Origin of the sequence: Methylomonas sp. EFPC1, assembly GCF_016925515.1 — a bacterium.
Classification (GTDB): domain Bacteria; phylum Pseudomonadota; class Gammaproteobacteria; order Methylococcales; family Methylomonadaceae; genus Methylomonas; species Methylomonas defluvii.
Genome location: NZ_CP070494.1, coordinates 4,350,814 through 4,363,615 on the forward strand (window position 1 = coordinate 4,350,814; position 12,802 = coordinate 4,363,615).

The 12,802-nt window shown below is 49.4% G+C and carries 13 protein-coding genes and 1 tRNA gene; 2 read left to right on the top strand and 12 right to left on the bottom strand.

Translation table 11 applies throughout. The features are described 5' to 3' along the window. Positions 1-184: 184 nt before the first annotated feature. Complete coding sequence (locus tag JWZ98_RS20015) at positions 185-490, top strand: TraR/DksA C4-type zinc finger protein (protein WP_205451500.1); 306 nt, start codon at positions 185-187, stop codon at positions 488-490. Between the two features lie 107 nt (positions 491-597). On the opposite strand, the gene JWZ98_RS20020 is transcribed toward JWZ98_RS20015, so the two are convergent. From JWZ98_RS20020 to rpsU, 11 genes are all read right to left on the bottom strand, one after another. Next, positions 598-903: a hypothetical protein gene (locus JWZ98_RS20020; protein ID WP_033157699.1), complete on the bottom strand. Its 306-nt coding sequence runs from the start codon at positions 901-903 to the stop codon at positions 598-600. Positions 904-1,004: 101 nt separating this feature from the next. Then, positions 1,005-1,916: a CPBP family intramembrane glutamic endopeptidase gene (locus JWZ98_RS20025; RefSeq protein WP_240348112.1), complete on the bottom strand. Its 912-nt coding sequence runs from the start codon at positions 1,914-1,916 to the stop codon at positions 1,005-1,007. Next, positions 1,898-2,626 carry a 16S rRNA (uracil(1498)-N(3))-methyltransferase gene (locus tag JWZ98_RS20030; protein WP_205451501.1) on the bottom strand — a complete coding sequence of 243 codons (729 nt, stop codon included), beginning with the start codon at positions 2,624-2,626 and terminating at the stop codon, positions 1,898-1,900. Before JWZ98_RS20030 ends, JWZ98_RS20025 begins: the two co-directional genes overlap by 19 nt. Then, positions 2,626-3,996 (bottom strand): adenosylmethionine--8-amino-7-oxononanoate transaminase, encoded by a 1,371-nt coding sequence (locus JWZ98_RS20035; protein WP_205451502.1) that lies wholly within the window; start codon positions 3,994-3,996, stop codon positions 2,626-2,628. The genes JWZ98_RS20030 and JWZ98_RS20035 overlap by 1 nt, the downstream gene beginning before the upstream one ends. Positions 3,997-4,049: 53 nt before the next feature. Further along, positions 4,050-5,342 carry an adenosylhomocysteinase gene (gene ahcY, locus JWZ98_RS20040; protein ID WP_171697381.1) on the bottom strand — a complete coding sequence of 431 codons (1,293 nt, stop codon included), beginning with the start codon at positions 5,340-5,342 and terminating at the stop codon, positions 4,050-4,052. A gap of 19 nt (positions 5,343-5,361) precedes the next feature. Continuing rightward, complete coding sequence (gene metK / locus JWZ98_RS20045; protein ID WP_171697380.1) at positions 5,362-6,522, bottom strand: methionine adenosyltransferase; 1,161 nt, start codon at positions 6,520-6,522, stop codon at positions 5,362-5,364. A gap of 68 nt (positions 6,523-6,590) precedes the next feature. Then, positions 6,591-6,667, bottom strand: a tRNA-Ile gene (locus JWZ98_RS20050). A 33-nt stretch (positions 6,668-6,700) separates the two neighbouring features. After that, the gene (gene rpoD / locus JWZ98_RS20055; RefSeq protein WP_171697379.1) at positions 6,701-8,512 is read right to left on the bottom strand and encodes an RNA polymerase sigma factor RpoD; all 1,812 of its coding nucleotides are present in this window, start codon (positions 8,510-8,512) and stop codon (positions 6,701-6,703) included. Between the two features lie 76 nt (positions 8,513-8,588). After that, positions 8,589-10,328 (bottom strand): DNA primase, encoded by a 1,740-nt coding sequence (gene dnaG / locus JWZ98_RS20060; RefSeq protein WP_205451503.1) that lies wholly within the window; start codon positions 10,326-10,328, stop codon positions 8,589-8,591. Positions 10,329-10,343: 15 nt separating this feature from the next. Next, positions 10,344-10,793: a GatB/YqeY domain-containing protein gene (locus tag JWZ98_RS20065; protein ID WP_033157692.1), complete on the bottom strand. Its 450-nt coding sequence runs from the start codon at positions 10,791-10,793 to the stop codon at positions 10,344-10,346. An 8-nt stretch (positions 10,794-10,801) separates the two neighbouring features. Beyond that, complete coding sequence (gene rpsU / locus JWZ98_RS20070) at positions 10,802-11,035, bottom strand: 30S ribosomal protein S21 (protein ID WP_020483611.1); 234 nt, start codon at positions 11,033-11,035, stop codon at positions 10,802-10,804. 104 nt (positions 11,036-11,139) lie between these two features. Here rpsU and tsaD point away from each other — a divergent pair, with 104 nt between their 5' ends. Next, positions 11,140-12,150: a tRNA (adenosine(37)-N6)-threonylcarbamoyltransferase complex transferase subunit TsaD gene (tsaD, locus tag JWZ98_RS20075; RefSeq protein WP_033157691.1), complete on the top strand. Its 1,011-nt coding sequence runs from the start codon at positions 11,140-11,142 to the stop codon at positions 12,148-12,150. Here the strand turns inward: tsaD and plsY are convergent, their stop codons facing one another. Next, positions 12,151-12,723 (bottom strand): glycerol-3-phosphate 1-O-acyltransferase PlsY, encoded by a 573-nt coding sequence (gene plsY / locus JWZ98_RS20080; protein WP_205451504.1) that lies wholly within the window; start codon positions 12,721-12,723, stop codon positions 12,151-12,153. Between the last annotated feature and the right edge of the window lie 79 nt (positions 12,724-12,802).

Here is a 12,802-nt window from a genome sequence, read left to right on the forward strand (position 1 = left end):
GGAGTAGCATATTTTTAAAATTCTTGCGCCCCATAGCGAAAAAAGCTTGCTACGGAATCGTCAGTGCTTGGATAATCGCATTAGATATTTCGCATATTTGCACTATGTCGCAAGCACCGATTAGCGCTGGTACCCGGGGTTAGTTCAGGAACTTTGGACTTTATCACATTGCCCTAACAACGGAGTGTTGAAAAATGCCGGCGTTCCAACAGAAGGCAAGAAATATTCCGTTTATCCTCAGCAGCGATTTTTACGAGAAAGAGGGGGAAACATGAAACCAAAGGCAACGCAGTTAAGCTTTTGCTCAAGGTGCGGGGATGAAATTCCGCCAGACGAATTGCAATTTCTGCCAAATGCTTCGCTATGCGCTTTTTGCTACAACATGCAGCTGGAATATCGGGATATCCATCACTCAGGCATTAAAATACCCAAAACCGTCTTAACCTTAGTGCCGCAAACCCCAAAGACTCAAGACAGCAACGCGGCCTAACCGCTTCAATCCGGTAGCAAAACCCTTAAACGCTGGTAGCCACCGGACTTAAACCCCTATCATCGCTAAACTTTATAAAAAGCATCCTGTAACGGTATACGGGTTGCCTACTGTTTTATGTTTTTATAACCTTCTTCACTTTCACGCATTATTTTTTGGCCTTCCTCAACCAGATTGCGGCCTTCGTCAATCTTTATCTGGCCCTCACGTTGCATCACTTGCCCACGTTCGACCATTTGCTTACCCTCCTGCCAACGGCTACCCAACTGCGCAATGCCCTGACTATCCCGCAACATTTGTTCACCGGACAGAATTTTGTCCGCCTGCTTGGTCGGAGCGGCTGGCTCGCTAGCACAACCGGCGACCAGTAAAGTTAACAGAAGAACGGAAGTGTTCGGTCTAACTCTGCGCATAAATATGTCCTCTTTTGATGCACTGGAAATGATGGAGAGAAATATTGCAAAACACCATGGTATCTGGCAATCATTTTTTCAAGTTGGTATGGCGTTTTGGTCTAATCGCCGCGTGAGGGTTTAGCTGACCACAGGGTCCATACCCCATAAACAATTAGCGCTAATACCAACCAGCTACTGACCAAAGGGCCCACCACGCCGTCGTAATAGGTGTTGACCAGAAACAGCGAATCAGCTTGCAAATTGACATTGAACAAATCTCTGCTCACTTTAATCTGCCAGACCCACGCGGCGTGACAACCGATACATAGACCCAGACTTTGCGGCACCCGACTTCTGAGGATTGCTAAAAATAAGCCAACCACAAGTAAAGCCAGCAAGGCACTGATTATCTGCGGATTCAACCAATTGGCAAAAGCTTCGGCGATTAATGTTAAACCACTGCCCGGCGTTAAATCGGCGTAAGCCAGTGGCGACTTACTTTTTAAAAAATGTAGCGCCGCATAATAGATTGAGCTAATTGTCACGGCTGCCATCATTGACATTTTCCGGCCTAAAGCCCCCAGCAGCAGGCCGCGAAATAGCATTTCTTCGCCGACCGCAATCAGCATCGCAAAAAACAAACCCAATCCGATTTTTTCAGCTATTTTGCCCACCGTCCAATGCCGGGTATCGTCCCAGATATGAACATCCAGCCAATACAGCGTCAACAGCACCGGCAGCAAGGTCAATAAGCCCAAGGCCAGACCTTGGCCCATTTGTTTGAAAAATATCGCTTTGGGCGCGAATCCCAAATCCGCCCAACTGAATTGCAGATAGTTCTTTAACGGAAAAATACTCAACAGCAACAGCACCAAGGTAATTTTGCTGATAACTTTTGCCAACGACAAAATATCGCCGGCAAGCCACAGCAAACCGAAACCCAGCAGGCTCGCAGTCGTGGCGGCAATGACCAATATAAGCAACGGCAGCAACGCATAGACCAACCAGCGGATCAACGAAAATCTCCCCATAAGATTTGCACAGCGGTCAATGCCGATAATACTGCGGTCTCGGTACGCAAGATCCGGGCACCCATTCGCACCGGCACGAATCCCGCTGTCTTGGCAATTTGGCGTTCTTGCTCGCTGAAGCCGCCCTCGGGTCCGGACAGTAAGGTAACGCGGGAATTTACCGGCTTCAGGTCCGCTAGGGATTGCTCGGCATAGGGATCGAGAAACACGTTTAATCCTTGCTGTCCGCTCACCCAATCGCCTAAGTGGGCAATCTCGCCAATTACCGGACAATAAGTTCTTCCGGATTGTTCGGCCGCGTGCTCGACAATATGTTGCCAATGCTGCAAGCGTTGCTGTTTTTTATCGTCATTGAATTTGATCACGCAGCGCTCCGTTACCAACGGCGTTAACCGCGTGACACCCAGTTCAACGGCTTTTTGTACCGCCCAGTCCATCCGATCACCGCGAGAAATACCCAAACCCAAATTGATCGCCAGCGGTGATTCGACATTGCGCTCAATAAACTGCTCGATTTCTACCCGCACGATCTTGCGGCTGACCTCAGAGAAACGGCCCAGATATTCTCCGCCGTGGCCGTTAAACAGCACGATGCTCTGATCCTGCTTTAAGCGCAGCACACTGCGCACGTAATGGGCCGCATCGTCATCCAATTCGACACGTCCGCCCACATTGAGCGACTCAGCAACATATAAACGCGACACTCGCATTAGTCCTGCACCGCCAATTGGATGCCCTGCCAAGCCACGTCTGCCATCAGTTGTATCTCCTGTTCGTTGATCACATAGGGCGGCATGAAATAAATCACATTCCCCAAGGGCCGCAGCAACACGCCCCGACTCAAAGCATAGCGATAAACGGCCAATCCGCGCCGTTGCTGCCAAGGATAGGCCTCGCGCGTATGCTTATTTTTGACCAATTCGATAGCGACGATCATGCCGGTTTGCCTTACTTCGGCGACGTTGGGATGCTCCTTAAATCGCGCTACGGCTTTAGTCATTAGCCCAGCCAAATACCGATTGTTGGCAATCACATTTTGCTGCTCAAATATCCCCAGCGTCGCCAAGGCCGCCCGGCAGCCCAATGCGTTGCCGGTGTAGCTATGCGAGTGTAAAAAGGCAGTGAGATTCTGGTAGTCGTCGTAAAAAGCTTGATAGACCTGATTGCTGGTCAACACGGAGGACAAGGGTAAATAGCCGCCGGTCAGCCCTTTGGATAGGCAGATAAAATCCGGACTGATGGCCGCTTGTTCGCAGGCAAATAAGGTGCCGGTACGGCCAAAGCCCACGGCAATTTCGTCGGCGATCAAATGTACTTGGTATTTGTCGCACGCTTCACGTAGTAATTTTAGGTACACCGGATGATACATGCGCATACTGCCGGCGCATTGCACCAAAGGCTCGATAATTACCGCGCAAACTTCATCAGCGTGTCGCGCCAAGGCTTGCTCCATGGCCGCGAAACGGCGAATGGAATAGGCCTCCCAGCTTTCGCCATCTTCGCGATAGTAACAATCGGGGCCAGCTACCGTGATCACATCCATCAACAATGGCGCGTAGGTTTCCTTGTATAAAGCCACGTTGCCAACCGCCAATGCCCCCAGGGTTTCGCCGTGATAGCTGTTTTCCAGCGTGATGAATTTAGTTTTTTGCGTTTGTCCGAGATTGCGCCAATAATGAAAACTCATCTTTAACGCAATTTCGACCGCCGATGAACCGTTATCCGCGTAGAAGCACTTATCCAAACCCGGCGGCGTAATTTCCACCAACTTTTCCGCCAGTGTTAACGCCGCCTCATGGGTAAATCCACCGAGGATGACATGCTCAAGCGTCTCAAGCTGATCACGAAGCGCTTGATTGATAATGGGATTGGCGTGACCGAATAGATTGACCCACCAGGAACTGATTGCGTCCAGATAGCGGTTACCGTCGAAATCTTCCAGCCAGACGCCTTGGCCCGATTTAATCGGAATCAACGGCAACGCATCCGGCGCAGATGCCCGAGCATCGTGGTCTTTCATCTGACTACACGGGTGCCAGAGCACGGCAAGATCGCGCTGAGCGATAGTTTGATTATTCATAGCTTGCATAAAAAAGGGGCTTGCGCCCCTTTCCGGTTAGATTGATCTAAGCCTTAATAACGATAATGATCCGGTTTGTAAGGACCTTCCACCGGTACATTAATATACGCCGCCTGTTCTTTCGTCAATTCGGTCAGCTTGACGCCGATTTGCGCCAAATGCGAACGCGCGACTTTCTCATCAAGTTTCTTCGGCAATACGTAAACTTTGTTTTCATAGCTGGATGCGTTGGTCCAAAGCTCGATCTGCGCCAATACTTGGTTACAAAACGAGTTGGACATAACGAAGCTAGGATGGCCGGTGGCGCAGCCCAAATTCACCAGACGACCTTCTGCCAACACGATAATGCGCTTGCCGTCAGGGAAGATGACATGATCGACTTGTGGCTTGATGTTTTCCCAGGTGTAGTGGCGTAAGGACGCAATATCGATTTCCGAATCGAAATGGCCAATATTGCAGACGATAGCCTGATCACGCATCGCTTTCATGTGATCGTGAGTAATGACCCCGACGTTGCCCGTAGCCGTAACAAAGATGTTGGCAATAGGCGCCGCTTCGTCCATTGTTACTACACGATAACCTTCCATTGCTGCCTGTAATGCGCAGATCGGATCAATTTCGGTAATCAGAACAGTTGCACCCAATCCACGTAGAGATTGCGCGCAACCTTTACCTACATCGCCATAACCGCAGACTACGGCAATTTTGCCGGCCACCATCACGTCAGTAGCGCGTTTGATACCGTCGACCAAAGACTCGCGGCAACCGTAAAGGTTATCGAATTTGGATTTAGTAACCGAATCGTTGACATTGAATGCCGGTACTTTTAGCGTACCTTTCGCCACCATTTCGGTCAGACGCAGCACGCCGGTGGTAGTTTCTTCGGACAAGCCTTTCACATCCGCCATCAATTCGGGGAAGTTATTGTGCATCATGGTTGTCAGGTCCCCACCATCGTCCAGTATCATATTCGGACGCCAACCGTCAGGGCCAAGAATGGTTTGTTCGATACACCATTCCGCTTCCGCCTCGGTTTCGCCTTTCCAGGCAAAAACAGGAATACCGGCAGCAGCTATCGCAGCCGCTGCATGATCCTGAGTGGAGAAAATATTGCAGGAGGACCAGCGGACTTCCGCACCCAATGCCGTCAGCGTTTCTATCAATACCGCAGTTTGAATGGTCATATGCAAACAACCGGCGATACGCGCGCCCTTCAGTGGCTGTTGCGAGCCGAACTCGGCGCGCAAAGCCATCAAACCCGGCATTTCGGTTTCGGCGATATTAATTTCTTTACGACCCCATTCAGCTAGGGCTAAATCGGCAACTTTGTAATCGGCTTGGCTCATAATGTTTTCCTGATCCGGATTAAATGCCCGCAGCATCTTTCAATGCTTCGGCTTTGTCGGTTTTTTCCCAGCTGAAGCTGGCTTCGTTACGACCAAAATGGCCGTAAGAGGCAGTTGGACGATAAATCGGTTTTAATAAATCCAATTGGGCAATCAAGCCTTTCGGCCGCAAATCGAAGTGCTCGCGCACGATTTGCACCAAGCGTTCTTCTTCGATTTTGCCAGTACCGAAGGTTTCGATGCTTATGGAAGTAGGCTCAGCGACGCCGATCGCGTAGGAGACCTGAATTTCGCAACGCTCTGCCAGGCCGGCGGCAACGATGTTTTTTGCCACATAGCGTCCCATATAGGCCGCGGATCTATCCACTTTTGATGGATCTTTACCGGAAAACGCGCCGCCACCATGGCGAGCCATGCCACCGTAGGTATCGACGATGATTTTACGGCCGGTCAAGCCGCAGTCGCCCACGGGACCGCCGATGATGAACTGGCCGGTAGGATTGATGAAATACTTAGTATCTTTGTGCAGCCACTCTTTCGGCAAGGTCGGCAGGATGATTTCATCCATTACCGCTTCTTCCAGTTGTTTGCCACCTATTTCCGGGGAATGCTGGGTAGATAGAACGACGGCATCAATGGCGACCGGCTTGTTGTTTTCGTAACGGAAAGTCACCTGGCTTTTTGCATCCGGACGCAGCCATGTCAGGGTTTTATTCTTCCGCACCAAGGCTTGTCTCTCAACCAAACGATGCGCGTAGGTAATAGGGGCCGGCATTAACACGTCGGTTTCGTTGCTGGCATATCCAAACATTAAACCTTGGTCGCCGGCACCTTGTTCGTGGTTTTCCGATTCATCAACACCCATCGCGATGTCGGCTGACTGTTTACCGATGGCGTTCAATACTGCGCAGCTATTACCGTCAAAGCCGATTTCGCCGTTGTCGTAACCAATCTCGCAAACTACTTTTCTGACCAACTCTTCGGTATCCACCCAAGCATTGGTGGTAATTTCGCCGGCCAAAACCACCATACCGGTCTTGACCAGTGTTTCGCAGGCTACCCTGGAACGAGGGTCTTGAGCCAGCAAGGCATCAACGACAGCATCTGAAATTTGGTCAGCAACTTTGTCCGGATGACCTTCCGAAACAGACTCTGAGGTAAAAAGGTAGTTTTTATTCACGGTTACACCCTCGCCAAAATTAAAACTTGCGCGTATAAAAAAAGGCCGCGCAAACGGCCTGTTATCTGTGGTGGGCCCTGTAGGACTTGAACCTACGACCTGCCGATTATGAGTCGGAAGCTCTAACCAACTGAGCTAAGGGCCCTTAATTATCTAGCTTAAGAACACTGAAAACGCCTTACTCGCCATCAAGAAAACATCTTAACTGCTCTGATCTGGAAGGATGCCTTAGTTTCCGCAGCGCTTTTGCTTCGATCTGACGAATCCGCTCACGGGTCACGTCAAACTGTTTGCCAACCTCTTCCAGTGTATGGTCGGTATTCATGTTGATACCGAAACGCATCCGGAGCACCTTGGCCTCTCTAGCTGTTAAGCCCGCCAATACATTTTGAGTGGACTCGCGAAGGCCGGCGATTGTAGCAGACTCTACCGGCGAAAGCATCTTGGAATCTTCAATAAAATCACCCAAATGCGAATCTTCGTCGTCACCAATCGGTGTTTCCATTGAAATCGGCTCTTTGGCAATCTTCAACACTTTGCGAATTTTGTCCTCGGGCATTTCCATACGCTCAGCCAATTCTTCCGGTGTAGCCTCGCGACCCAGCTCCTGCAAAATCTGTCTGGAGACGCGATTCAGCTTGTTAATGGTTTCGATCATGTGTACCGGAATACGAATAGTTCTGGCCTGATCAGCGATGGAACGGGTAATCGCCTGACGGATCCACCATGTTGCGTAGGTAGAAAATTTGTAACCGCGTCGATATTCAAATTTATCGACAGCCTTCATCAGACCAATATTGCCTTCCTGAATCAAATCCAGAAACTGCAAGCCGCGATTGGTGTATTTTTTGGCAATAGAAATAACCAAGCGCAAATTAGCTTCGATCATTTCCTTTTTAGCGCGCCTGGCTTTAGCTTCCCCTAAGGAGATGCTACGACAAATACTTTTCAGAACAGCAATGCTCAAGCCGTAGCGAGACTCGATATCGGCCAATCGCTGCTGTGCCGCCCTAATATTCTCACGGTGACTACTGAAAACCTCAGAAAAATTAGGCCTTGCAGCGATAAATTGATCCAACCACTCAAGGTTAGCCTCATTCTCGGCAAAAGCATTGATAAAGTCTTTACGCGGCATTTTTGCTTTCTTGACGCAAACATCCAGTATGAAACGCTCTTCTTCGCGAATAGCTGAAATCAACTCTTCAGAAATGGATACCATTTTTTTCAAATACTGCGGCGTCCATTTAAACTCGCAAAATATTTCGTCTATCGCATCAAACAGTTTTTCGGTTTTATCATGGCCGTAACCATGTTTTTTAACTGAGGTCGTCGCGGCTTTTAAAGCTTTTCTGAGCAACTCGACTTTTTGCTTAACCTCTTCGTAATCAACGGTTTTGCTCTCTTCTTCAGCATCCTCAGCAGGCTCTTCAATCTCGATACCGCTGACGTCAATATCCTCAACCTCAGTGAGATCGACAAAACCCAACACCAAATCGTTGAGTCGTACGCCGGAGTCTTCAACCTGAACGGAATCAAATGCTTCGATAAAAGTTTCGACAATAAACCCGGATCGGGCAATGGCCCCCACTACTTGGCGTTGCCCTTCCTCAATCCGTTTCGCAATTTTTAATTCTTCCTCGCGAGTCAATAACTCAACCGAACCCATTTCACGCATATATAAGCGCACGGGATCGGTGGTTCGGCCGAACTCGCTATCGACAGACGCCAAGGCTGCGACTTCAGCCACTTCCTCGTCGTCATCTGCAGTAACGACGGCATCTGAGGTTATCAGCGAGTCATCGTCATCCGGCGCCACCTCATAAACCTGAATCCCCATATCATTGATCATGCCGATAATATCGTCGATTTGCTCGGGATCGATAATATCGCTAGGCAAATGGTCGTTGACTTCCGCATAAGTCAAATAACCCTGCGCCTTGCCTTTTGCTATCAGTTGTTTCAGTTGGGATTGCTGTTGTTCTTGATTCATTCTTTACTCACAATACGTTTTCAGCACCAAGCGCCGCAGAACAGGAAATTATAACGGCAAAAATTAATGCGGTCACCTAGGCCTTATCCCTTAAAAGCTTCCGCAGTATCTCTTTTTCTTCAATCATTAAGCCTTCTCGACCCTCCTTTTCGATCAATCGGGTTAGCATAGCTTCCTTGGCCTGTTTACAAAGCTGTCGCAACGCACCGCAAAACTCGGACTCTTCCCCGCCCACCGGTACATCGAGATCTAAACTAGCTAAAGCTTTTACAGCTTTTTCCTGGGATGTTCCTCGGAAAGACTCCAACAAGATGGCGCTATTTTCCGGCTTTTCAAGGGCAATCCGTTGCAACACCTCTCTTAATAACTCCACTCCGGCAAAACTCAAATCATCGAGAATAACTCCCTCACGCTCAATCAAGCTTGCAAAATGCGGGTGTTGAAGCAACAACCCTAATACCTTGCGAGCCAAACTGATTCTTGGCGAAGAGATGCCCTTTTTGCCAGCATAAAATTTAGACTTAAGTCTAGCCTGATTTTCGACAACATCCACGGCAATTCGGGAACCCGACAACTCTTGCAAACGGGCAAACATCATTTCCCTAAAAAACCCGGCAGGAACTTTTTCCAGCAAAGGCGTTGCTGTCGCTAGCAACTGAGACCGCCCCTCAACGGTTGTCAATTCCAATTGCCCGACAATATTCTCGAAAAAGTAATCAGACAAGACCTGCGCATTAGCAATTCGTTCCATAAATGCGGATGAATTTTCAGAACGCAACAGAGAATCCGGATCTTGCCCCTGTGGCAATAGCATTATTTTGATTTGCCTGCCATCACGCAAACAAGGCAAAGCAGCATCGGCAGCCTTCCAGGCCGCCTGCCTGCCGGCATTGTCACCATCGAAACAGAACACCAATTCAGAGGTAAATCGGAACAATAAATCGATTTGCGCTTTGGAAGTTGCAGTACCCAGCGCCGCGACCGCATTGGAAATGCCAAACTGAGCCAGGGCAATCACATCCATATAACCCTCTACCACCAGTATCCGACCGGGCTTGCTATTCTTTTCTAAAAGCTCACAAAGCCCATAAAGCTCCTTACTTTTAGAAAAAACCGCAGTCTCCGGCGAATTCAGGTATTTGGGCAAAGCATCATCCAATACTCGACCACCAAACCCCACCACTCGCTTCCGTTTATCCCTGATCGGAAACATCAATCTACCGCGAAAGCGGTCGTAAACCTTGCCATCATCCCTGACCACCAGCATACCAGCCTCGATCAAATCCGCTTGATCGAAACGCGCCAACAGGGCGTCCCACTTATTTGGCGCATACCCCAGAGAAAAATCCCGCGCCACCTCACCACTGACACCCCGGGCTTTCAAATAATCTACAGCGATCCTACCCTCGGCATTTCCGCGCAATTGCTCGGCGTAAAACCCAGCAACTCCCGCCAACACCTCGTAAATATGCGACACAGTTTTTTTATCCGGCCGCCCAGACTCGCCATCGATCAACTCCCTAGGCACATCCACGCCGGCAAAGGCTGCCAAATCCTCGACCGCCTCAACAAAGCCCAGATGGTTAAATTCCATCAAAAAGCCGATTGCATTACCGCTAGCTCCACAACCGAAGCAATGATATATCTGCCGACCGCGATTAACTGAAAAGCTGGGAGTTTTTTCGGTATGGAACGGGCAGCGCGCCGTAAAATTGCTGCCGGACTTTTTAAGAGGGACGCGCGAATCGATTAGATCGACAATATCGACCCGCACCAAAAGATCATCTATGAACTGACGAGGTATCCTGCCGGACATCTTACCGACAAGATATTAAGCGATAAAACAGGCCTTGATTCTCGCACTGACATTCGCCATGTCAGCTCTACCTTGCATTTGCGGCTTAAGCAAAGCCATCACACCACCCATGTCTTTTACCGATGTGGCGCCCACTTTAGCGATAGCGTCGGCGACCATGCCATCGATTTCAGCATCACTGAGCGGTTGTGGTAGAAAATCTTGAATAACCAACACTTCAGCTTCCTCGATTTCGGCCAAATCGTTGCGACTAGCGTCTCGGAACTGTTTGATGGACTCGCGCCGCTGCTTCAGCATTTTATCGAGCACAAGGATGATTCGCTCATCACTTAGCTCGATACGCTCGTCGACCTCAACCTGCTTGATAGCAGCCAAAATCATGCGGATTACACCCAGCCTGCCTTTTTCGCCGCCTTTCATCGCGGCTTTCATATCGTCCGTGATACGCTTTTTTAACGCATCCATTGTCTGCCTTAAATTTGTGGACGACCGCGACGCAGATTTTTCAGCGCATACCGTTCACGAGCCAGCTTTTTCAAATGACGCTTAACTGCCGCAGCACCTTTGCGTTTACGCTCGGTGGTTGGCTTCTCATAAAACTCGCGGCGGCGTACTTCAGCCAATACACCGGCTTTTTCGCACGCACGTTTGAAGCGACGAATCGCGATGTCAAAATGTTCGTTCTCTTTAACTTTAACTGATGGCATTATCAATAATCCGATTTATGTTAGTATCTTTTGACGCTATCGGCGATAGCAAGCCCGCCGAAAACGGCCGATTATACTCATAAAATTCTTTAATTCAAAAACTAATGTATGTTTTAGGCATAGAAAGCTCTTGCGACGAAACGGCTGTCGCCGTCTACCAGTCCAATAAGGGCTTAATTGCGCACACCTTATACAGCCAAATTGCCACGCACGCCGAGTATGGCGGCGTCGTTCCTGAACTAGCCTCAAGAGACCATATTCGCAAACTGGTTCCGCTAATCAAAGCGCTATTGAAAGAAGCCGAATTAACAGCCAATGACATTGAAGGCATTGCTTATACAGCAGGCCCCGGCTTGATGGGATCGTTGCTAGTCGGAGCCGCCACTGCTCAAAGTCTGGCTTGGACTTGGCAAATACCGGCTATTGCCGTGCACCACATGGAAGGACATTTATTGGCGCCGATGCTGGAGGATAATCCGCCCGCCTACCCTTTCGTCGCATTACTCATTTCAGGCGGCCATACCCTGCTTATTGAAGTCCGCGCGATTGGCGAATACCGCTTACTCGGAGAATCGCTGGACGATGCCGCGGGCGAAGCGTTCGACAAAACCGCAAAGCTATTAGGCCTGGACTATCCCGGCGGCCCGAAATTGGCTGAGTTAGCGCGCAATGGTCAAAATCGCTTCAAATTCCCCAGACCGATGACCGACAGACCAGGATTGGAATTTAGCTTTAGCGGCCTGAAAACCTTCACAATGAACGCATTGCACGCCACCGAGCAAACCGAGCAGGACAAAGCCGATATCGCTTTCGCATTTCAACAGGCCGTCGCGGAAACATTAAGCATCAAATGCAAACGGGCGTTACAACAGACGCAGTTGAAAACATTAATCGTAGCCGGTGGCGTGAGCGCCAACCACGAAATTCGGAGACAATTACAACAGATGGCCGCCAAAGAAGGGGCCGAAATACGCTTTCCTCGCCCGGAATTTTGCACTGACAACGGCGCGATGATTGCCTATGCAGGATGTCAGCGCTTAATGGCGGGGCAAACCCAAAACCTGGAAATTTTCGCCCGTCCGCGCTGGCCGATGGAGCAGCTAATCAGCCTTTGATCAAGACTCTTGCCCAGCCAATAAGCGCTGAATATTGCTTTTATGCCGCCACAGCAAAATCAGAGAAATAACGGTAAAGGTAATAATCAATTTGACATCGCCAACAATCAGCCAAACATAAAGGGGCGTTAATGTTGCAGCTACCAAAGCAGCTAACGACGAAATTCTGCCTATTTTGTAAACAACAAACCAAGTGGCAGCCACCACCAATCCCAATAGCCAAGCAACACCGAGCGTTACGCCCAGCGATGTTGCCACACCTTTGCCACCTTTAAATTCAAAAAAAATCGGATAAAGGTGCCCCAAAAAAGCGGCAAACACGACCATGGAAAGAACCATACTATCGACCGCCAACGCCTTCGCCAACAACACCGGTAATAGCCCTTTCAAAGCGTCACCGAGCAAAGTAATCGCCGCAGCCTTTTTACCGCCGATACGCATAACATTGGTTGCCCCCGGATTACCGGAACCGTTTTCCCGAGGATCCGCCAAGCCCATCATCTTACAGACGATAATCGCACTAGACACCGAGCCAGTTAAGTAAGCCAAAGGCACCAACAACCAATCCATCATTTAATCAACCTCTCGTCAATACTTGTACAGCGGCGCTATTTACTCGATACTGCCGCCTCTTCAAGAAATATAATAACCG